At 75.2% G+C, this 21,985-nt stretch carries 15 protein-coding genes and 1 pseudogene; 7 read left to right on the forward strand and 9 right to left on the reverse strand.

All coding sequences use genetic code 11. The annotated features are described in order from the left end of the window. The 3 genes from JNW98_RS27555 to JNW98_RS27565 form a co-directional block, all read left to right on the forward strand. The coding region (locus JNW98_RS27555; RefSeq protein ID WP_223771016.1) for a M23 family metallopeptidase at positions 1–553 on the forward strand (553 nt) is incomplete at its 5' end. Between the two features lie 180 nt (positions 554–733). After that, the gene (locus JNW98_RS27560) at positions 734–2,257 is read left to right on the forward strand and encodes an MFS transporter (protein WP_223771017.1); all 1,524 of its coding nucleotides are present in this window, start codon (positions 734–736) and stop codon (positions 2,255–2,257) included. A gap of 65 nt (positions 2,258–2,322) precedes the next feature. Then, a complete protein-coding gene (locus JNW98_RS27565) occupies positions 2,323–3,279 on the forward strand; it encodes an aldo/keto reductase (protein ID WP_223771018.1) in 957 nt (318 codons plus the stop codon). Positions 3,280–3,388: 109 nt separating this feature from the next. On the opposite strand, the gene JNW98_RS27570 is transcribed toward JNW98_RS27565, so the two are convergent. Next, positions 3,389–3,700: a hypothetical protein gene (locus JNW98_RS27570; RefSeq protein WP_223771029.1), complete on the reverse strand. Its 312-nt coding sequence runs from the start codon at positions 3,698–3,700 to the stop codon at positions 3,389–3,391. A 169-nt stretch (positions 3,701–3,869) separates the two neighbouring features. After that, complete coding sequence (locus JNW98_RS27575; RefSeq protein WP_223771019.1) at positions 3,870–4,847, reverse strand: ArsR/SmtB family transcription factor; 978 nt, start codon at positions 4,845–4,847, stop codon at positions 3,870–3,872. Between the two features lie 73 nt (positions 4,848–4,920). Between JNW98_RS27575 and JNW98_RS27580 the strand changes: the two genes are divergently transcribed. After that, positions 4,921–6,180, forward strand: coding sequence for an MFS transporter (locus tag JNW98_RS27580; RefSeq protein WP_223771020.1), 1,260 nt, complete (start codon positions 4,921–4,923; stop codon positions 6,178–6,180). Between the two features lie 38 nt (positions 6,181–6,218). Here the strand turns inward: JNW98_RS27580 and JNW98_RS27585 are convergent, their stop codons facing one another. The 5 genes and pseudogenes from JNW98_RS27585 to JNW98_RS27605 form a co-directional block, all read right to left on the reverse strand. Further along, a complete protein-coding gene (locus tag JNW98_RS27585) occupies positions 6,219–7,667 on the reverse strand; it encodes a PrsW family intramembrane metalloprotease (protein ID WP_372459334.1) in 1,449 nt (482 codons plus the stop codon). A gap of 135 nt (positions 7,668–7,802) precedes the next feature. Continuing rightward, positions 7,803–8,684 (reverse strand): tRNA (guanosine(46)-N7)-methyltransferase TrmB, encoded by an 882-nt coding sequence (gene trmB / locus JNW98_RS27590; protein WP_223771021.1) that lies wholly within the window; start codon positions 8,682–8,684, stop codon positions 7,803–7,805. A gap of 53 nt (positions 8,685–8,737) precedes the next feature. After that, positions 8,738–8,842 (reverse strand): annotated as a pseudogene (locus JNW98_RS36955) (pentapeptide repeat-containing protein); the annotation flags it as partial. Further along, complete coding sequence (gene lhgD / locus JNW98_RS27600) at positions 8,839–10,047, reverse strand: L-2-hydroxyglutarate dehydrogenase (protein ID WP_223771022.1); 1,209 nt, start codon at positions 10,045–10,047, stop codon at positions 8,839–8,841. The pseudogene JNW98_RS36955 and the gene lhgD, both read right to left, overlap by 4 nt. 310 nt (positions 10,048–10,357) lie before the next feature. After that, positions 10,358–11,809: an NsdA family TPR-like regulatory protein gene (locus JNW98_RS27605; RefSeq protein ID WP_223771023.1), complete on the reverse strand. Its 1,452-nt coding sequence runs from the start codon at positions 11,807–11,809 to the stop codon at positions 10,358–10,360. 785 nt (positions 11,810–12,594) lie between these two features. Between JNW98_RS27605 and JNW98_RS27610 the strand changes: the two genes are divergently transcribed. Next, the gene (locus JNW98_RS27610) at positions 12,595–14,799 is read left to right on the forward strand and encodes an asparagine synthase-related protein (RefSeq protein WP_223771024.1); all 2,205 of its coding nucleotides are present in this window, start codon (positions 12,595–12,597) and stop codon (positions 14,797–14,799) included. Between the two features lie 318 nt (positions 14,800–15,117). On the opposite strand, the gene JNW98_RS27615 is transcribed toward JNW98_RS27610, so the two are convergent. Next, entirely contained in the window at positions 15,118–17,139 is a 2,022-nt protein-coding gene (locus JNW98_RS27615) for a sigma-70 family RNA polymerase sigma factor (RefSeq protein WP_223771025.1), read from the reverse strand. Positions 17,140–18,031: 892 nt separating this feature from the next. After that, positions 18,032–18,790 carry a TetR/AcrR family transcriptional regulator gene (locus JNW98_RS27620; RefSeq protein WP_223771026.1) on the reverse strand — a complete coding sequence of 253 codons (759 nt, stop codon included), beginning with the start codon at positions 18,788–18,790 and terminating at the stop codon, positions 18,032–18,034. A gap of 381 nt (positions 18,791–19,171) precedes the next feature. On the opposite strand from JNW98_RS27620, the gene JNW98_RS27625 reads away from it, so the two are divergent. Both JNW98_RS27625 and JNW98_RS27630 read left to right on the forward strand, forming a co-directional pair. Next, positions 19,172–20,515 carry an NAD(P)/FAD-dependent oxidoreductase gene (locus JNW98_RS27625; protein ID WP_223771027.1) on the forward strand — a complete coding sequence of 448 codons (1,344 nt, stop codon included), beginning with the start codon at positions 19,172–19,174 and terminating at the stop codon, positions 20,513–20,515. A 275-nt stretch (positions 20,516–20,790) separates the two neighbouring features. After that, positions 20,791–21,985: PP2C family protein-serine/threonine phosphatase (locus tag JNW98_RS27630; protein ID WP_223771028.1), on the forward strand; the 1,195-nt coding region annotated here is incomplete at its 3' end.

Raw genomic sequence — 21,985 nt, forward strand, 5'->3', positions numbered from 1 at the left:
CCACCCGCACTCCGCCCCGCGGGCCGCCGGGCACCCGGCGCAGGGGGCCCGGGCCCAGGCAGCGGCCGGCGTGCAGAACGCGGCGGCCAAGGCCACCGGCCAGGCCCAGGCCGAGGCGCGGCGCGCCGCGGAGCGGATCACCACCGCCCGGGCCAAGCGCACCTACGTCATGCCGGTCTCCTCGTACCGGATCACCGCCCGCTTCGGCCAGTCCGGCGGCATGTGGTCGCACCGGCACACCGGCACGGACTTCGCCGCCCCCACCGGCACCCCGGTCAAGGCGGTGCACGGCGGCCGGATCACCCACGCCGGCTGGGCGGGCTCGTACGGCTACCGCATCGTGCTGCGCCTGGACGACGGGACGGAGCTGTGGTTCTGCCACCTGTCGTCCATGGTCAGGACCAAGGGCAAGGTCGCCGCCGGCCAGGTCATCGGCCGCGTCGGGGCGACGGGCAACGTCACCGGGGCGCACCTGCACCTGGAGGTCCGGCCGCACGGCGGGCACCCCATCGACCCGCTGCACTGGCTGCGGTCGAAGGGGCTGCGTCCGTAGGACGGACGTCGGACGTCGTACGGACCCCGGACCCCGGGCGCCGGGCCCGTCGCGAGCGGCGGGAGCCGCCCGCGCGGGCCCGGGGCTCGAAGGCCGGGCCGCGCGCCGTGATCGTCCCTCCGCACCCCGATCCGGAAATTTGCCGCGAATGTTCCGAGTGCGATCGGGAACTCAGATTGTGTGACGACCGCGACCATCAGCACTTCTGTGCCCGCGCGCCTGGACCGGCTGCCCTGGTCCCGGTGGCACTGGACTGTGGTGATCGGGCTGGGCACGGTCTGGATCCTCGACGGCCTGGAGGTCACGGTCGTCGGGAACATCGCGGGACGCCTCTCCGAGCAGGGGAGCGGACTGCCCATCACCGGGGCCCAGGTGACCGGCGTGGCCGCCGCGCTCTATGTGACCGGCGCCTGCCTGGGGGCCCTGTTCTTCGGCCGGCTGACCGACCGGTTCGGCCGTAAAAGGCTGTTCATGGTGACCCTCGCGGTCTACCTGGGGGCGACGGCCCTCACCGCGTTCTCGTACTCGTCCTGGTGGTTCTTCGCCTTCCGCTTCCTCACCGGATTCGGCATCGGAGGCGAGTACGCGGCCATCAACTCCGCCGTGGACGAGCTGATTCCGGCCCGCTACCGGGGCCGCGTCGACCTGATGATCAACGGGAGCTTCTGGCTGGGCGCCATCGCCGGCTCGCTGCTGTCGATCGTCCTCCTGGACACGCGGATCTTCCCCAAGGACGTGGGCTGGCGGCTGACGTTCGGCCTCGGCGTGGTGCTCGGCCTGGTCATCCTGCTGGTCCGCCGCCAGGTCCCGGAGAGCCCGCGCTGGCTGTTCATCCACGGGAAGGCGGAGGAGGCCGAGCGGCTGGTCGACGCCATCGAGCGGCGCATCGAGGCGGACCGGGGCATCAAGCTGGCCCCGCCCGCCGGGAGCATCACCATCCGCCAGCGCAAGCGCACCGGATTCCGGGCCATCGCGCGTACGGTCTTCACGGACTACCGGCGGCGCGCGGTGCTCGGACTCGTCCTCTTCATCGGCCAGGCGTTCCTCTACAACGCCATCACCTTCAGTTTCGGGGAGATCCTCACCAGGTTCTTCGGTGTCGGCACAGCGCGGACCGGCTACTTCTTCGCGGTCATGGCGCTGGGCAATTTCCTCGGCCCGCTTTTCCTCGGCAAACTGTTCGACACCGTCGGCCGACGGGTGATGATCTCGTCCACGTTCCTGCTGTCCGGCGCGCTGCTCTTCGTCACCGCGTGGCTCTTCGCCGACGGCCACCTGACCGCGAACACCCTGACCGCCTGCTGGTGCGTCGTCCTCTTCTTCGCCTCCGCCGGGGCGAGCAGCGCCTACCTCACGGTGTCCGAGGTGTTCCCGACGGAGACGCGGGCCATGGCCATCGCCTTCTTCTACGCGGTGGGCACGGCCGCCGGGGGCATCAGCGGCCCCTTGCTCTTCGCCCAGCTGACGGCCACGGGCGTGGTGGGCGACGCGGTGCTCGCCTTCCAGATCGGCGCGACGCTGATGTGCCTGGCCGGGGTGACCGCCGCCTTCCTGGCGGTGCACGCCGAGGGCCGCTCCCTGGAGGACATCGCCACCCCGCTCTCCGTCCAGCCCGAGCCGCTGCCCGCCACCCCCCGCTGGAGCAGCACCCTCCGCGCCGGGCCGAGCGGGGAGCCCGCGCCGGCGCCGGTGTCGGAGGAGTGACCGGCCCCGGCGGAACACCCGGCACCGGAGGAATACGCTCCGGACTCCGCACGCTGGAAAGGGACATGACCGACAAGCACCGTCACCGCACCCGCACGATCGGCAGTCTGTCCGTCCATCCGCTCGCCCTCGGCGGCAACGTCTTCGGCTGGACCGCCGACGAGGCGCAGTCGTTCGCCGTCCTGGACGCCTACGCCGAGGCCGGCGGCAACTTCGTCGACACCGCGGACGCCTACTCGGCCTGGGCCCCCGGCAACTCCGGCGGCGAGTCCGAGACCGTCATCGGCGACTGGATGGCTTCCCGCCGCAACCGCGACGACATCGTGGTGGCCACCAAGGTCGGCGCGGGCTACCCGGACCGGCCCGGCCTGTCCGCGGCCGTCATCAAGGCGGGCGTCGAGGCGTCCCTGCGCCGGCTGCGCACCGACCGCATCGACCTCTACTACACGCACTACGACGACCCGTCGCTGCCGGTCGAGGACTACATCGCCACGCTCGACGGGCTGGTGAAGGAGGGCAAGGTCCGCGAGATCGCGGCCTCCAACGTCACTCCCGAACGGCTTGCCCGCGCCCTGGAGTTCAGCGACTCCGCCGGACTCGCCAAGTACGTGGCGATCCAGCCCGAGTACAACCTCGTCTCGCGCGCCACCTACGAGGGCCCGCTCGCCGAGGTCGCCGATCGGCACGGCCTCGCCGCCGTCCCGTACTACTCCCTGGCCTCGGGCTTCCTGACCGGCAAGTACCGGCCGGGCACGACGGTCGAGAGCGCCCGCGCGGAAGGCGCCGCCCGGCACCTGACGACCGAACGCGGCCGGCGGGTGCTGGCCGCCCTCGACGAGGTCGCCGCCGCTCACGACGCGGAGGTCGCCACGGTGGCCCTGGCCTGGCTGGCGAGCCGGCCGACGGTGGCCACCCCGCTGGCCAGCGCGCGCACCGTCGAACAGCTGCGGCCGCTGCTGGCGCTCGCGGACCTGCGGCTGACGGAGGAGGAGCTGGCGCGGCTGACGGAGGCGTCGGCGTAGGGGCGGCCACAGCAGGCGGCTACGGCGAGTACGCGCCGTCCGTGCGCGCCGTACCCGCCTGCCCGCGCTCAGCCCTCGCGAGCGCCGCCGTACCCGCCCGCCCGCGCCGTCAGCCCTCGCGCGCCGCCGTGCGCTCCACGCCCCAGGAGGCGAGCGCGACGGTACCGGCCACGCCCAGCACGGACGGCCAGGCGCCGACCTTCTTGGACAGCGGGTGCGAGCCGGCGAACGCGGCCACGTACAGGCCGGTCAGCGCCGCCGCCTTGGCGGAACCGACCTTTCCGGCCCACTGGCGGGCCGCGACCACGCCGGCCGCGCCGAGGGCGACCCCGCCGAGCGGCCGCTTCTTGGTCAGCCGGGCCACGCTGTACCCGCCGACGAGCCCGGCCGCGGCCACCACGGACGCCGGAACTCGTGTCACTGCACTCATCGCTGCCATCGCGGCAACCTCCGCATCAAGGACATCAGGAGACGCGTACGCCTCACCCGGTCTCTCCCGACAGTAACCCGCCCTCGTGCGCGCCCTGTCGGCGAGAGGGAGGAAGCCACCGTTCCGCCGCCAAGGGCCCTGCCGTCCGGGTCCGGCGGCCTCAGCCGGCCGCCGTGAGCAGCGTCTCGGCGACGGCCGTCCGGGCGTAGAGGACGGACCGCCCGGCGCGGTGCGCGCTCACCATCCCCGCCCCGCGCAGCGCCGCCAGGTGCTGGGAGACGCCCGCGGCGGAGATGCCGGTGCGGCCGGCGAGTTCGGTGGTGGACGCGGGGGCCGCCAGCTCCGTCAGCAGCCGGGTCCGGGAGCGGCCGAGGACCGCGGCGATGGCCTCCGCCCGGGCGACCGGCCGCCGCTCCCACAGGGTGCCGGTCCCGCGGGCGGGGTAGGCGAGCTGCGGCGGTTCGGGGTGCCGCGACCAGGTCAGGACCCCGGCGGCGAACACGGACGGGACGAGCAGCAGCCCGGGTCCGGCGGTCTGCCGCGACAGGACGCAGCACCGGCGGACCAGCCGGAGCGTGTTGTCGTCCCAGCTCACCGACGTGTGCAGGTCGTTGAAGAAGTGCCCGGCCCCGTGCTCGGCGACCTGCCGGGCGCGGTGGAAGACCTCCGCGTCCAGCACGGCGCGGATCTTCGCCCAGTAGGGGGCGAGCGCGAGCTCCCAGAAGGTCTCGATCTCCTCGGTGATCTGCGGCAGCCACCGCTCGGGGGCGGAGCGCAGCGCCCGGATCCGCGCGGAGTCCCCGTCGAGCTTGCCGACGTCGCGGCGGACCGCGGCGGCGGGCGTGGCCCGGATGGCCGCCAGCTCGGCGTCGAGCGTCGGCGCCGGGTCGGCCGGGAACGGGGTGAGGAAGTCGCAGAGGTAGTTCTGCGGCGGGACGAGCTCGGCCAGCCACCCGGCCGTCAGCCCGGCGTCGTCCACCCGGCTCCGCACCTGTTCGGTCCAGGGCCGGTGGACGGGGTGGGCGACCCGCGACACGAGCAGCCGGAAGCCCGCGACCACCTCCCACATCGGCGAGACCGCGAAGCGGGTGAGCGCCAGATCGTCAGCGGAAAAGGCCAGTTCGGTGAGCACGGACACCCCCGTCGTCCGGTTGCATTCGGCCTGAGCTTAATCAATGGCCGGCGCGCGGTCACCGGGCGAGAGTCGGCGCATGCTCTCCTCCTTCAGCGGGCTCCCCCGCGCCGCCTGGATCGTCTTCACCGGGACCATCGTCAACAGACTCGGGTACCTCGTCACCCCCTTCCTCGTCTTCTTCCTCGGCTCCCGCGGCATCCCCACCGAACAGATCCCCTACGTGCTCGGGGCGCTGGGCGCCGGCAACCTGATCGGCCCCGCCCTCGGCGGTCTGCTGGCCGACCGCGTCGGCCGCCGCACCACCATGCTCACCGGCCTCCTCGGCACCGCGGCCGGCCAGGGACTCCTCTTCGCCGCGCCCGACACCGTCACCCTGGCCCTCGCCGCCGTCCTGCTCAGCGGCGCCGGCAGCATGGTCGGCCCGGCCGCGAGCGCGCTTCTCTCGGACCAGGTCACCCCCGACCGCCGCCGCGCCGCGTTCTCCCTCTTCCACTGGGCCGTCAACATCGGCACCGCGGTCGCCGGCATCCTGGGCGGCTTCCTGGCGGCCCGGGGCTACTGGCTCCTCTTCACCGTCGACGTGGTCAGCACCCTCACCTACGCGGTGATCGCCGCGTCCTTCCTCCCGGCGGGCCGCGCCCCCCGGCCCACCACCCCGCAGAGCGGCGGCGCGGGCTACGGAGTCGTCTTCCGCGACCCGCTGATGCGCGCCCTGCTCCCCCTCCTCTACGTCGCCCTCGTCATCTACACCTTCACCGAGGTCGCCCTCCCCCTCGCCATCCGCGACGACGGCCTCTCCACGACCACCCTCGGCCTGATGGCCACCCTCAACGCGGCCCTGGTCGTCGTCCTCCAGCCGCTCGCCTTCACCGTCCTGGCCCGCTTCCGCCAGATCCCCGTCTACGTGGCCGGCAGCATCCTCGTCGCCCTCGGCGTCGCCCTCACCGGCGTCGCGCACACCCCCTGGGCGTACGCCGCCACCGTCGCCCTCTGGTCCCTCGGCGAGGCGGCCATCGGCGGCGTCGCCGGCGCCATCGTCGCCGGGCTCGCCCCCGACCACGCCCGCGGCCGCTACCAGGGCGCCTACCAGTGGACCTGGGGTGTCGCCCGCTTCACCGCCCTCTCCCTCGGCACCACCGTCTACGCCACCGCGGGCCCCGCCTTCCTCTGGTGGTTCACCGCCCTGGCCGGCACGGCCGCGGCCCTCGGCGTCCTCGCCCTGAGCCCGGCGATCACCCGCCGCACCTCGCTGGACGCCGCGCCCGCCGAGCAGGTCGCGTCCGCCGAGACGCCCGCTCCCCAGGAGACCGAGCGGACCGCCGGCGTGGCGGCCTAGGGGCGGGAGCGTCCCACCGACGGGTGGGGGCCGCGGCGTCAGGAGGGCCGCCGCGGCCCCCACCCGTAGGGCCCCGGCACCTGGGCCGGGCCGGCCGGCCGGTACGCCTCGCCGGTCCCGTACCCGGGCGCAGCGCCGTACGGACCGGGGGCGATCGGACCCGGATACGCCCCCATCGGGACGGGCATCGGGCGGGGCACCGACATCGAGGCGCGCTCCAGGGCCGGCTGGGCGACGTGCTTGCGCTGCCAGAGGTGGTGGAGGAGCTCCTGCTCGCGGGCCGTGAAGTCGGGGGTCAGGCGGCCCGCGTAGGCGCGTTGGCGGAGGAAAGCGAGGGAGGTGGCGAAGGAGACGTACTCCGCCACCGTGCGGGCCGCCGCGCGGCCGCCGGTGCGTTTGGCCACGTCGCGGGCGATGGCCCGGGCGCGCATGGAGGAGAGCGCCAGGGGCTCCGGCGGGGTGAGCCAGCCGGCCGCCTGGTACTCCGGGAGGTGGGCGCGGACCGTGCGCAACTCGGTCTGGCGGGACCAGATCGTCAGCCAGGTGAGGGTGCCGAAGACCGGGAGCATGAAGAGCGAGTAGACGGCCAGGAAGCCCAGGCCCGGCAGGGACGCCGAGCCGTTCCAGACGCCGTGCAGCACCATCGCCGTGAGCAGGCCCGCGACGGGGACCAGGGCGCGCAGGGCCCGGCGGCGGGTGGGGAGGCTGGCGGCGATGCCGAAGCCCAGGCCCGTCATGGAGGTGAAGAGGGGGTGGGCGAACGGGGACATCAGGACGCGGACGAAGAAGGTGGCCGCCGTCGTCGAGAAGCCCGAGGCGCCGAAGCTCTGGTCGGAGGCGTACGCGTTGCCCAGGTAGAGGATGTTCTCGGTGAACGCGAAGCCGGTGGCGGTGATGCCGGCGACGACGACGCCGTCCACGATGCCGTTGAAGTCCCGGCGCCGGAAGAGGAAGAGGAGCAGCAGGGCCGCGCCCTTGGCGCTCTCCTCGACCACCGGCGCGACGAACGTGGCACCGAACGTGCCGGCGTCCTCGCGGTGCGCCGTGTCGACGCTGTTCATGATCCACTCGGTCGCGTAGCTGTTGGCGATGAGCGCCACCAGTGTGGCCGCGCAGGCGCCCCACGCGAAGGCGAAGATCAAGTCCTTCCAGGGCTTCGGCTCGACGCGGTCCATCCAGCGGAACGCGGCGATCAGCAGCGGCACCGGCAGCACCGCGAGCCCCAGCCCCACCAGGAAGCCCCGGGTGCCGGTCTGCTCCCGGACGAGGGCGAGGATCAGCAGGCCGCAGAGGGCCAGGAGGAGGACGACCGTGCCCGCGCGGACGGCCTTGTTGTCCCAGAGCGCGCGGCGCGGCCGGTAGTGCCAGCGGGCCGGGGCGGGCAGGGCGCCGAAGCCCGGCGGGATCCCGGGTGCCGTGGGGGCCCCGGGAGCGGGTATCGGGCCCGGATCGGCGGGCTGGGGCGGGTGAGGCTGGGACTCATGCACTGGACGACCCTAGCCAAGGCCGCGCCGCGTGCGGAGCGGGTTTGCCTCCAGGGCGGACCGGTGGGCCCCTCCGCCGGCCGCGGCGGTGGAAGGGGAGGACGCGGTTAGCCGGGGTGGCGGAAGGGGAGGACGCGGCTAGCCGCGGCGACGGAAGAGGAGGTCGCGCACCGCGTGGCCCTTCTCCAGCCCCTGGCCCTCGAAGCGGGTCAGCGGGCGGAAGTCGGGGCGCGGGGCGAAGCCGCCGTCCGCCTGGGTGTTCTCGAAGTCCGGGCTGGCGGTCAGCACCTCCAGCATCTGCTCCGCGTACGGCTCCCAGTCCGTCGCGCAGTGCAGCAGCGCGCCCGGCGCCAGCCGCGTCGCCGCCAGGGCCAGGAACTCGGGCTGGATCAGCCGGCGCTTGTGGTGCCGCTTCTTGGGCCACGGGTCCGGGAAGTAGACGCGCAGGCCGGCCAGCGAGTCCGGCGCCAGCATCTCGCGCAGCAGGATGATCGCGTCGCCGTTGGCGACCCGGACGTTCTCCAGGCCGTTCCGCTCCGCGAGCGCGAGCAGGTTGCCCTGGCCCGGGGTGTGGACGTCGCACGCGAGGATGCCCGTGCCCGGGTCCGCGGCGGCCATCGCCGCCGTGGCCTCACCCATGCCGAAGCCGATCTCCAGGACCACCGGCAGCTTCGGGTCGCCGAAGAGCTCGCCCAGGTCGATCCGGCTCAGGCCGTCGATGTCGAGGCCCCACACCGGCCACAGCCGGCGCAGCGCCTCGCCCTGCCCGGTGGTGACCCGGCTGCGGCGCGGCTGGAACGAGCGGATCCGCCGCTCGTGGTGCGAGCCGGCCGGGTCCGGGGCGGGCCCGTCGGGGAACATCGGCTCCCGGCGGGCACGGGCTCGGGCCGGGGCCGGTACGGCGGCGGCTTCGACGGCCGGCTCGGCGGCCTCGGCGGCGGGGGCGGTGGCCAGGGCGTGCTCGGCCGCGGGCGCGGTGGAGACGGCGTGGCGGGCGGGGTTCTCGGACTTCTCGGACACAGTTCTTCCATAGTACGGGCGAGGCCCGCACCGACTGGTTCCGTACATGTCAGCCTGGCACCTGTCAGCCTGGCACCTGTCAGCCTGGCACCTGTCAGCCTGGCACCTGTCAGCCCAGGCGCATGCCAGCCCGGCCGGGGCGTGGGACCCCGGCTCAGCGCAGCTCCGCCAGCACCCTCCGCGCCACCTCCCGCCCGATCGGCAGCGAGGCCGTCGCAGCCGGCGACGGCGCGTTGAGGACGTGCACCATCCGCGGGGAACCCGCGAACAGGAAGTCGTCCGCCAGCGTGCCGTCCCGCAGCACCGCCTGGGCGCGCACCCCGGACGGCGCGGGTATCAGATCGTCCTCCGCGACATCCGGCAGGAGGCGGCGGACGGCCGCGGTGAAGGCCGCTTTCGACAGCGAGCGCCGCACCTCGGCCGCCCCGTACCGCCAGTGCCGGCGCGCCAGCCGCCACGTGCCGGGGAACGCGGCGGTGGCGGCGAGCTCCGCCGGCCGCACGGTCCGCCACGCGTACCCCTCGCGCGCCGAGGCGGGCACCGCGTTCGGCCCCACGTGCACCGTGCCGTCGACGCCCCGTGTGAGGTGGACGCCCAGGAACGGGAAGGCGGGGTCCGGCACCGGGTAGACCAGGCCGCGCACCCGCGCCGCGGCGGTGGGCGCCAGCGCGTAGTACTCCCCGCGGAAGGGGACGATCCGTACCCCGGGGTCGTCGCCCGCGAGCCGGGCCACCCGATCGCTGTGCAGGCCCGCGCAGTTGACCAGCGCCCGGGTCCGTACCACCGCGCCGTCCGCCGTCCGCACGGCGACCACCGCGCCGCGCCGGCCCACGACCCGCACCTCCGCCCCGTACCGCACCGAGGCTCCCGCGTCCTCGGCCAGCCGGGCCAGGCGCGCGGCGACCGCGCCGAAGTCGCAGACGCCCGTGGTGCCGACGTGGATCGCGCCCAGGCCGCGGACGTCCGGCTCGTACTCGGCCAGTTGGGCCGGGCCCAGTTCGCGAACGGGAATGCCGTGCCGCCGCCCCCGTTGCACCAGGGCGTGCAGGCGCGGCAGTTCGGCCCGCTCCGTGGCCACGATCAGCTTCCCGGTGACCTCGTGCGACAGGCCGTGTTCCGTGCAGAACTTCACCATCTCCGCCGCGCCCCGCACGGCGAACTCCGCCTTGAGCGAGCCCGGCCGGTAGTAGATCCCGCTGTGGATCACCCCGCTGTTGCGCCCCGTCTGGTGCCGCGCGGGGCCGGACTCCTTCTCCAGCACGACCACGCTCGTCCCCGGCGCGGCGCGCGTGACCGCGTAGGCCGTCGACAGGCCCACGATGCCGCCGCCGATCACCAGCACGTCGCAGTCGTACGCCCCCATGGGCTCACCTCCCCGCCCTCCCGCACCCACCGGCCGTCTCCGCTGCGGCCGACTCAACGGCTCCTATCATGACGTGCGCCACTGACAACGGGCCGAAACATCGTCGGACCAGCGGAAAGACGGCAAGGATCCTTCCGGGGCAGACCGGCGTCGCGCCGCGCCGCGAGCGGCGGCCGCCGCCCCCGCCGGGGCGAGCGGCATGCCGACGCCCGACGCCCGGCGAACGGCGGCAGGCGGAAGTCCGGCCGCCGGACCTCCGGCGTCCGGACCGAGGGGACGAGAAGGGGCGAGAAGGGACGAGCCGGGCCCCTCACGCCGTCGTGGCCACCAATAACGGCCGCGCCCGCTCCCGCAGCTCCACCACCCGCGGCTCGTTCCCGTACGGCTCCAGCCGGTGCAGCAGGTCCCGTACGTACTCCGTCGTCCGCGCCGACGAGATCCGCCCCGCGACCTCCACCGCCCGCACCCCGGCCGCGCAGGCCGCGTCGAGGTTGCCCGACTCCAGCTCCGCGACCGCCGACACCACCAGCCGCAGCCCGTGCGAGCGCACGAACTCCTCGGTGGGCCGGGACAGCGCCTGCTCGGTGAAGCGCTGGACCTGCCGCGGCATGCCCAGATCGCGGTAGCACTCGGCCGCGTCCGCGGCGAACCGCTCCTGGGTGTAGAAGTCCAGCCAGGACGGGTCCGGGTCACCCGGCCGGGCCCGCTCCAGCCAGCCCTCCGCCGCCTTGAGCGCCGCCCCGCAGGCCGGCTGGTCGCCGGCCTTGGCCTGCGCCCGCGCCTCGACGAGCCGGAAGAAGCTCATCGTCCGCGCCGTGGCCAGCCCCCGGTTGCGCTCCAGCGCGGCCTGGGCGAGGTCCACGCCCTCGTCCGCGTAGCCGCGATAGGTGGCCTGGAGGCTCATCGAGGCCAGCACGTAACCGCCCAGCGGCACGTCGGCCGCCGCGCGGGCCAGCCGCAGCGCCTGGATGTAGTAGCGCTGCGCCGCCTCCTGCTGGCCGGTGTCGAACGCCATCCACCCGGCGAGACGGGTGAGTTCGGCGGTCGCGCCGAACAGCGCGCGCCCCACGTCGTCGCTGTACGCCCCCAGCAGCAGCGGCGCCGCGTCGACGCGCAGGCACTCCGGCACCATGGACGAACGCCAGTCCCCGCCGCCGTACTTGGAGTCCCAGCGGCGCGCGTCGTCCGCCGCCTCGCGCAGTTTGGCCACGTCGCTGTGGCCGACACGCTGCGGTAAACCGCAGTCGGGCACCGCGCCCGCGTCCCGCTCCCGGGCCGCCTGCTGCGGCTCGCGCGCCACCGAACTGTCGGCGGGCGTGATCAGCCAGCGCGAGGCGGGCGTGGAGTACGCGCTGACGGAAAACGAACCCGCGAGACTCTGCCAGATCCCGCCCCCGCCCCGGCGACCGGCGGAATCCAGCCGGTACAGCTCCGTCGCCGACCGGACCGCCTGGCCGACATCGCGCGGGAACGCGAGGCCCACCTCCGGCGCCGGATCCGACTCGGCGAGGCCGATCTCGTGCAGCGGCACCGGCCGGCCCAGCTTGCCCGCTATCGCGGCGGCGATCAGGTGGGGCGCGGCACCCTGCGGCACCATGCCCTTGCTGACCCACCGGGCGACCGACGTCTTGTCGTACCGAAGCGTCAATCCCCGCTGCGCACCAAGGTCGTTGACCCTCCGCGCCAGACCGGCGTTGCTGATCCCCGCGAGAGCGAGGACCGTGCCCAGCTTCTCGTTCGGTCCGCGTGGCTCCCTGGACATGCGCACCCCTTGGCAACAACGATGCCCGCCCCGGCATAGGCGCGGGGCATTCGTAAACCCAGCGTAGTTCCCCACATCCCGACCGTTAAGGGGCGTTGTCCCGGATGGCGAGATTCTGGTCCGCATGCGCGTGCACGGAGGGGCACGTGCTCCGGCAGAGTGTGGCCGTGCGCCTGCTGTGCGCCTTGTACACGCCATCACCGGGGCGGTTCCATGGTTCCGCGTGGGTTGGCCCGCTGCACTGGATCCAGTGGGCTGGGGGAAGCCGTCGCCCCATTCCCCGCGGGCGGCGGACCGGCCCGGGGGGTGCGGCTCGTGCCTCCCGGGCTGCGCGAACCTCCGCGGCGCGCCCCGGCGGCAGGGCCGACGGCGGCTCGGACGAGGCCGAACGCCCCTTCCGCCCGGCGGCGTTCACGGCTCGCGGCGACCGTACGGGAGGCCGGCCCGCGGGGCGTTCGCGGGGTGTTCGCGAGCGGGAACGCGCCCGTCGGAGCGCGCCGCTCCTACCGCGCGCGGGGCGTGCGGGAAACGGCCGAAACCCGCCGTACGTCGAAGGCGGCGCATGGCCGGAGAGCGGCACGGAACGGCCAAGTCCGGTGCGCTCGTGGCAGCATGGGGTGCGCATGCGCCCCGGTGTGATGTCGTCGTCCCCCCTTCGCCCCCGCATTCCCGTCAGTTGGGCCGGCGTCCGAAGGGCCCGAGTGGCCCGATCGATGTCGCGCCGCCCGTCCCGCTGTGCATGATGACTGCTACCCGATGGTTGTCCACAGCCTGTGGAGGCGGCGATGCGCTGGTTGGTGGGGTGGAGCCGCGCCGGCTCCCGGCCCGGCGTCCCCGCCGCGCCCGCGGTCCAGCCCGTGGGCGCCCGGCTGCTGTGGGAGGACCCGGACCCGCTGTGGGCGGTCGGCGACTGGCGCCCCGACGAGGTACGCGTCGTCCACGCCGGACCGCACCCCAACGGCACCCGGCACCCCGACGGCGGCCGGCACGCCAACGGCGCCCGCACCACCGCGCCCCCCGTCGCCCGCCTCGCCGTCCTCGGCCGCTGCGGCGCCGACGACCACCAGCTGCGCACCGGCCTCCTCGCCACCCGCGGCGGCGCCCTCCGCCCGCTGACCGCCTGGCCCGGCAGCTACACCGCCGTCGCCCAGATCGGCCGCCGTGTCACCGTCACCGGCGACCTGGCCGGCGCCCGGCCCGTCTTCCACGCGGCGTGGGCCGGCGGCACCGCCTACGCCACCGCCGCCCTGCCGCTCGCCGACCTCGTCGAGGCCGAGCTCGACATCGGCCACCTCGCGGCGCTCCTCGCCTGCCCCGACTCCCCGGAGGCGCTGGGCGACAGCACCCCCTACACCGGCGTACGGCGCGTCCCGCCGGGGCACGCGCTGGTGGTGCGCGACGGCGCGCGCGACGTCACGGGCTACGAACCGTCGGCCTCCCTCGTCGTCGCCGCCCCCGAACCCGACGCCGACCAGGCCGTCGACGGGGTCCGCGACGCCCTCGTGGAGGCGGTCCGCACCCGCTTCGCCGCCCCCCGCCACGCACCGAACGGCTTCCCCCGCACCCCCGCGCCCGGCTCCGCGCCCGACCCCGACTCCGGCCCCGTGCCCGGCATGGGCCCCGCCTTCCGGCGCGCCGCCCGCGGCGGCCCCGCCCCCGGCATCGGCGCCGACCTCTCCGGAGGCAGCGCCTCCGCCACCCTGGCCCTGCTCGCCGCGGGCCTCCCCGGACCGCCGGGCACCCTCCTCGGCCACGGCACCGGAGCGGGCGAGCGGCTGCTCGTCGTCACCTTCAACGACCTGGTGGCCGACCGCGGCGGCGCCCGCGAGGCCGAACTCGAACGCGCCCGGGCGCTCGCCGCCGACCCGCGCCTGCACCACGTCGTCGTCGCCGCGGCCGACGAAGCCCTCCCCTACGCCGACCTGCTCGACGGCCCGCTCACCGACGAACCGTCCCCCACCCTCGTCACCGCCGCCCGCCACCGCCACCGGCTCGCGGCCGGCAGCGCCGACCACTTCACCGGCCACGGCGCACGACAGGTGCTCGACGCCCACCCGGCCCGCCTCGCCGACCTCCTGCTGGGCCGCCGGCGCCGCCACCTCCTCCGCCCGGTCTCCGCCCTGGCCCGCGCGGACGGCCCGGGTCCTGCGGCGTTCGCCGGCTTCTCGGCGTCCGTCCCCTTCACCGTCTACCGCGCGGCGCGCCGACTGGCCCGCACCTCCTACCGGGAGGGGCTGGAAGGCGCCGCGGCCCGCTTCCTCGCACCGGACTTCGCCACGACCGAACACCTCACCGGCACGGCGGGCGCCGTGGACGCCTCCCTCGCCGCCCTCACCTGGTGCCGCCCGGGACCCGCCGCCCGCTGGCTCACCGGAGCGGCGCTCGCGGAGGTGTCGATCCGGCTCCAGGCCGCCGCCGTCCGCCCGACCGGAGCACCGCAACGCCCCGGGGAACGCCGCGCCGCCGCCGCCCTCGCCCGGCACGCGGCGGACCTCCGCGTCCTCGAACAGGCCGCCGAGATCCGCGGCCAGCGCCTGCACGCCCCCTTCCTCGACAACCAGGTCGTCCGGGCCTGCCGCGCGCTCCCCCAAGCACTCCGCGTACAACCCGGGGCGCGCGCCACCGTCCTGCGCTCCGTCCTCGCCGGTGCGGGCATCCGCGAACTGCCGCCCGGCTGGGGCGCCCCCACCCACGCAGCTCACGCGGCGGCCGCCCGCGCGGGCCTGCGCGCTTACGCGGCCCTGCTCCTCCGCCTCTTCGACGCACCCCTGCTCGCGGACGCGGGCCTGATCGAGGCCGCCGTCGTCCGCGACGCCCTGCACTCCGCGGCCCAGGGCGCGCCCCTCCCCCTGGACGGCCTCGCCGAACTGGTCGCCACGGAACTGTGGCTCCGAAGACTCCTGGCCCGCCGCGGCACCTGCTGGACGGGCCCGGCGGCCCCGCGGATGCGGGCGGTGGCGGGGGGAGTGGTGCCGCGGCCGAGCCTTTGACGCGGTGCGGCCCTCGGACCGCGCGTTCCCGACGCGCCGCCCCAACGGGCTGTTCAGCCTGTTGGGGGTGCCCCCTCTGGAGGAGGGTCCGGGGCATCCCAAGACGACGGCCACCACACCGCGCAGCCGGCCGCCGTACCCGCCGTGCCGTCGGATGACACGGCGGCGGCCCCCTGGGACGGCCGGTGTCATGAGCGGGTGTCGGGAACCCTCACCCGGCAGGGGACCACCGGCCCTGCGGCCCTGAGGGCTCCCAGCCGGACCGCCCGGCACGGCGGACGTCCGCCACCCCCAGCCCCCGGGCAGGACCCGGCGTCGCTACGAGCAGGTGATCCGAGACGCAGCCCAGTCCGCGAGCGCCAGTTCGGTGACCGGTGCGAGCGCCGCCCGCCGGACCGCCGGGGTGGCGGCAGCGCCCAACCGCCCGTCCAGCCACCGCCCCCACCACCGGCCCGACTCGCGGTCCACCACCCCGTCCGCCTCCTCCGGCACGCGCGCCACGTCCTCGGCCGGACCCACCGTCCGTACCTCCAGCCGCAGCGTCCGCCGGCCGGCCAGCGCCGCGTGGACGGGCACGGCCGGTCCGTCCCCGCGGACGACGCCCGACCGCCACACCGGCTCCCCGTCCGCGAGCACCGAGAACCGCAGCGACGGACGCCCGAGCGACAGGTCGTCGAGGCCCACCACCGCGTCGAAGGCGGAACAGGAGCGGTTCAGGTCGATGGCGACGGACGACGACGGACCGACGCTCACGCCGTGGCGGTAGGCGACGCCGCCGATCCGGAGCCCTTCCCGCTGCCACACCAGGCTGCCCTCGTCGATCCGCACGCGCGGCTCGCGAGCGTCCCCGAACACGTCGAAGTCCAGGGCGTCGAGTCGGTAGAGAGCGGGGACGGGCGGTGGCGGCGGGGTGGCCGACGGCCTCCGCGACGGCTGCGCGGCCGACGGAGCGGGCCGGGACGGGGGAGGGGACGCAGCCCGGCGGACCGGCGAGGGCGTCGGCGAGGGCGAAGTCGAAGGTGCCGCCGACGTCCGCACCGGGACGGCCGCCCGCGCCGTCTGCACCACGGGCGGCACCGGGGAACGGGACGGCGGGGACGTCCGTGGCGGGTGGGACGGGCGTACGACGGGCGGGGCCGAGTGCGCGGCCCGCGGCTTCCCCGGGCTCTCCGGACGCTCCGCCGAGCCGCCCGACAGGACGTAGGCCAGGGCGACGCCCGCGGCGACGACGGCCGCTCCCACCCCGAGCGCCACCTTCCCGGTCGCACCCAGCCCCTCGCCCACCGCGCCACCGCCCCCACCGGCCCCGGCAGAACCACCAACTCCAGCGGAACCGGCGGCCCCGGCCGAACCCGAAGACCCGGCCGCCCCGGAAGCGGCAGCACCGCCCGCCGCGGCCCCCGCACCGGCCGTGAGGCCGGCGACGGCCTTGACCGACGCACCGGCGGTGAACCATCCGACGACCGCCACCGGCAGCACCGCCCGCAACCGCGCGTTGACGTCCGCCAGCTCCAGCGCCGCGGTACGGCACCGGGCGCACTCCGACAGGTGCTTCCGCAGCCCGCGCTCGGCCCGCGTCCGCAGCCCGCCGCGCGCGTAGGCGCCGAGCCGGTCGGCGTACTGCGCGCAACTCCCGGCGGACGTCAGCGACGCGCTGACGTGCGCCTGCAGATACGCCTGGCGCAGCCCCTCGCGGGCCCGGTGCGCGAGCACGGCGGTGGCGTTCGGGCTCAGGCCCAGCAGCGGAGCCACCTGGCTGGGCGACTCCTCCTCGACGGTGGTGTGCCAGAGGACCATCTGCCACCGCTCGGGCAGGCTCCGGAACGCCTGGACGGCGAGGGACGTCTCGGCCTGCCGCATCGCGCGCACGTCCGCGCCCGGGTCGACGGGCGTGTCCTCCGGGTCCACCGCGGCTCCGGCCGAGGACACGGAGAACACGGCGAAGTCCTCGACGAGCTGCTCCCGCCGCGCGGTCCGCGCCCAGGCGGCCGCCACCCGGCGCACGGTGGTGAGCAGGTAGGCGCGTACGGCCGTGTCGGGCCCCGCGCCCCGGCGCACCGCCTGCAGCGTGGCGGCGAAGACCTCGTTGGTGAGGTCCTCGGCGGTGTGGACGTCGCGGCAGCACGTCCGGGCGTACCCGCGGACGGCGGCGGCGTGCCGCCGGTAGAGCAGCGCGTACGCCTCCCCGCCCGCGTTTTCCCCCTTCCGCTCCCGCAGCCGGGCCACCAGCTCCGTGTCCGAGAGCGGCGAGCCGTCCTCGGCGCCGTCCGCCTCCGGACCGTCACCGACGACGTCCGCGGCACCGGAACCGTCGAAGAGCGTGTCCTCCCCGCCCGGCACGGAAGCAGCGTCGGGCGTGTCAGGCGTGCCAACCGCGTCGGGCGCACCACCGACAGGATCGACGGGATCAACCGGATCAGCTGCGTCAGCGGGGTCAACGGCATCGACAGCATCGACCGGACGGGCGGGCCCGGGCAGCGCCGCCGGAGCCGACGGCCGTGGGAGCGGCCTGCCGGCGGTGGGATGCGCGATGGCCGCGTCGAACGCCCCGCCCCACGCGCTGCCGCGCTGCTGGGGAACGCTCGCCCGGGACCCACCCCGTCGCCCGCGGCCACGACCGTGCGGACCGCCCTGCCCAGGAACCCCGGACGGCGTCCGGTGCGACGCCGAGGCGCCCGACTCCTCGTTCCCGTACGGCTCTTCCCGCCCGTCACGACCCATAGCGGAAGCTCCCGTGCACGCCGGACACCGAACAAAACAGGGGTCAGCGTGGCACAGACGCACACGGCGGCGGCAGACGCACGAACGGCAACCACTCGTCCGAGGAGCGTTCGCACACCGGAGCGTCGGAAAACCCTCGCCCCGAACCGCTTTCGCCGCGTCCGGAGTCACTCGTACGGGAACAACCTTCCGAAGAGCCGCCCTCCTTTCGGGTGCGACTTCCGGTGCGGCTTCCGGACGCACTCGGCGGCGACCACCCGGCGCGAGCCGCCCCGGCCCGCCGGCCGGGACGACCGAAACGAGCCGGAACGATCCGCGACGAGCCGAAGCGAGCCGGTGCACCGCGGAACCAGGCGGAGCGCGCCCCGCCGATCCCACCGACGCACCGTCAGGCGAACGTCACCGCACGGGCACTGCCGACCGAGCCGCCGTCGGACGAGCGCCGTCAGCCGAACACCATCCGTCCCGCCATCAGGCCATCAGGCCATCAGGCCATCGGCCGTCAGGCCGGTCAAGCCGCCGGCCGCGACCGCAGGCCCTCCAGCAGGATGTCCAGCAGCCGCGAGGACGCCGCCGCCTGCTGCGCCGCGTCCGGCAGCGAAGGCGCCGCCGTCGCGATGACCAGCAGCACGTCCGCGACGGTCACGTCCGGCCGCAGCTCGCCCGCCGCCCGCGCCCGGTCCACCAGGCGCCCGACGACCTCCAGCAGCGCCGCCGCGCCCGAGCCGTCCCGCTGCCCCTCGGACACCGGCCGCTGCTCGACGAGGCGCAGCTCGTGGAGCTGGCCCCCGGCCGCCCCCGGCTGCCGCTGCTGCGGCACCCGGGCGTGCGACGGCGCCACGGGCGCCACCGGCTCCGGCGCGGACTCGCCCTCGACGCCGACCCGCAGCACCTGCGGCGGCAGCAGCCGCCCGGCACCCGAGGCCACCGAGGTGCGCAGGAACTGGGAGAGCGCCGACCACGGCTCCTCCTCCTGACCCAGCGCCGTCCGCGCCTGCTCGGTCAGCCGCGCCGTCTCTTCCTCGGCTATCCGCCTGACCAGGACGTCCTTGCTCGGGAACCGCCGGTAGACCGTTCCCACGCCCACCCGGGCCCGGCGCGCCACGTCCTCCATCGGCGCTCCGTACCCCAGCTCGCCGAACACCTCGCGAGCCGCCCGCAGCACATGTTCGAGATTGCGCTGCGCGTCCACGCGCAGCGGCGTACTACGGCCGCCGTTCCCGTCGGAGGGCGCGACAGCGGTAGACCAATGAGAGCCCTGAATGTGCATACGTTCCCCCGGTTATGACGTCTCCCCCCGGAGACTCCCCGCCCTGACTGCCGGAGCAGGACCTCTGCCTGAACCCCGACGAAGTACGAACATAGTTGAGCCCAGGTCAAGAAAGAAGAGGGTAGTTCCGCACAGCCTGCCCCCAATAGGAGTACGCGCCGGTCCGCGGTTGATTCCGCACCACCTCACCACCCCGGCGAATCCGCGCTGACCTGCATACCTTGGCCCGGACGGGGCAACCGGAAGGTTCACCTTCCGGCTGCGCCCCCAGTCATACGTTTCGCCCCGCCCTGTGGACAAACCCCGGTACCCGGTGCGTCATGGAAGAGAGCCGTGTGACCGTGAGGATGCGAAGGGACAGCCTTGGCCAAAGAATCGGCGGTGAAGGAAGCGACGCGCATTCTGGTCGTCGGGGGCGGCTACGTGGGCATGTACGCCGCACTGCACCTCCAGCGCAAGCTGCGGAAGGGCGAGGCCGAGATCCTGGTCGTCAGCCCCGACCCCTACATGACCTACCAGCCCTTCCTCCCCGAGGCCGCGGCCGGATCCATCTCGCCCCGGCACGTCGTCGTCCCGCTCCGCAGCGTCCTCAAGGCCTGCCAGGTGCTCGTCGGCGAGGTCACCGCCCTCGACCACGCGGGGCGGTCCGCCACCGTCCGGACGGCCGCCACCGAGGAGGCCGGCGCGGAGGCCCTCACCATCCACTACGACGAGCTGATCATCGCCCCGGGCTCCGTCTCCCGCACCCTCCCGATCCCCGGCCTGGCCGAGCACGGCATCGGCTTCAAGACCGTCGAGGAGGCCATCGGCCTGCGGAACCACGTCCTGGAGCAGCTCGACATCGCCTCCTCCACCCGTGACCCGGAGGTCCGCGACGCCGCCCTCACCTTCGTCTTCGTCGGCGGCGGCTACGCCGGCGTGGAGGCCCTGGCCGAACTCGAGGACATGGCCCGCTACGCCGCCCGCTATTACCACAACATCGCCCAGGACGACCTGCGCTTCCTCCTCGTCGAGGCCACCGGCCGCATCCTCCCCGAGGTCGGCCCGGAGATGGGCCGCTACGCCGTCCGCGAGCTGCGCGGCCGCAACATCGACGTCCGCCTCGACACCCGCCTCGACTCCTGCGAGAACCGCGTCGTCGTGCTCAGCGACGGCTCCCGCCACCCCGCCCGCACCCTCGTGTGGACCGCGGGCGTGAAGCCGCACCCGCTCCTCGCCGCCACCGACCTGCCGCTGAACGAGCGCGGCCGGCTGAAGTGCCGCCCCGACCTGCGCGTCGAAGGCGTCGACCACGCCTGGGCCGCCGGCGACGCCGCCGCCGTCCCCGACGTCACGGCGCACGAACCCGGCGTCGAATGCGCCCCCAACGCGCAACACGCCGTCCGCCAGGCGAAGGTCCTCGCCGGCAACGTCCTGTGCTCCCTCCGCGGCCACTCCCTCATGGACTACCGGCACAAGTACGTCGGCTCGGTGGCCTCCCTGGGCCTGCACAAGGGCGTCGCCTACCTCTACGGGCAGAAGCTCAAGGGCTACCCCGCCTGGTTCCTGCACCGCGCCTACCACCTCAGCCGCGTCCCCACCTTCAACCGCAAGGCCCGCGTCCTCGCCGAATGGACCCTCGCCGGCCTCTTCAAGCGGGAGATCGTCTCGCTCGGCTCGCTGGAGAACCCCCGGGCCGAGTTCGAACTCGCCGCCGGCACCGGCCGCCATCCGGAGGCCGGGTGACGCACGCGCCACGCCGGTACCGGAGCGGGGAACTCCCGCCGACGGCTCCGACGTCTCACGGATGTCAGTCCGGTCGGCCACACTGGACGTGTGACCATGGGTGGGTTCGCACTTCCGAAGAGTAACGATCGCGAGGATTCGAAGGAATCAGACGTTTGCCGCATTCCCCCGGGGGCCGGCCCCCGCACCGACCACCGCGCCCCCGCGCCGGGCGCGCGGCTCGGCCGCCACGCGTCGCCGAGCTGACCCGGACCGACTCCGCGAGGTAATCCTCAGTGAACTTCACCCGCTGGAGCGCCCGGCTCCCCGGCACACAGCGCCGGGCCGCGACGCGCGCCGACCGCAACACCCCGGCCGCCCCCGCCGCGGCGACGCCCGCCACCGGCTCCGTGCCCGCGGCACGCGCCGGCTCCGGCCCGCCCCCAGCACCCGACGGCCCCGTCGCCACCCTCGACGGGCTGTCCGTCCACGACGTCCTCGGCCAGGTCCCGGCCCTCGTCGCCGTCGTCCACGGCCCCGACCACCGCATCGCCTACGTCAACGACGCCTACGCCGCCCGCTTCGGCCCCCGCACCCCCGGCGCCCCCGCCCGCGAGGCCCTCACCGAGCTGGAGGAGCTCGGCCTCCTCGCGCTCATGGACCAGGTACTGCGCAGCGGCAAACCCCGCACCGTCAAATCCCGCCGCGTCACCACCGCCGACACCCCCGCGGGCCCGGACGGCACCGCCGGCCGCCCCCGGCACGGCTACTACACCTTCACCTGCACCCCGCTGCGCGTCGGCGTCCCCGGCGACGGCCCGCCGCAGCCGGGCGTCCTCATCTTCGCCGCCGACGTCACCGACCAGGTCGAGGCCGCCGAACGACTGCGCACCAGCGAACGCCGCCAGCGCGAGGCCGCCGTCACCCTCCAGCGCAGCCTGCTCCCCCAGGAGCTCGAACAACCCGACGACCTGCGCGTCGCCGCCACCTACCAGCCGGGCGGCCGGGACACCGCCGTCGGCGGCGACTGGTACGACGTCATCACCCTCGGCGCCGGCCGCACCGCCCTGGTCATCGGCGACGTCATGGGCCGCGGAGTGCGCGCCGCGGCCGTCATGGGCCAGCTCCGCACCGCCGTCCGCGCCTACGCCCGCCTCGACCTGCCGCCCCACGAGGTCCTCCAGCTCCTCGACGGCCTGGCCGCCGAGATCGACGCCACCCAGATCGCCACCTGCGTCTACGCCGTCCACGACCCCAACGAGGGCCGCCTGGTCTACGCCTCCGCCGGCCACCTGCCCATCCTCGTCCGCGACCCCGAGGGCACCGTCCACCGCGCCGCCGAACCCACCGGCCCGCCCCTCGGCACCGGCGGCTGGCTGCACACCTCGGGCAGCGTCCCCCTCAGCCCCGGCTGCAGCGCCGTCCTCTACACCGACGGCCTGGTCGAACGCCGCGACGAGGACATCGACGAGGGCGTCGCCGCCCTCGAAC

Origin of the sequence: Streptomyces huiliensis, assembly GCF_020037025.1 — a bacterium.
In the GTDB taxonomy this organism is placed as follows: Bacteria; Actinomycetota; Actinomycetes; order Streptomycetales; family Streptomycetaceae; genus Streptomyces; species Streptomyces huiliensis.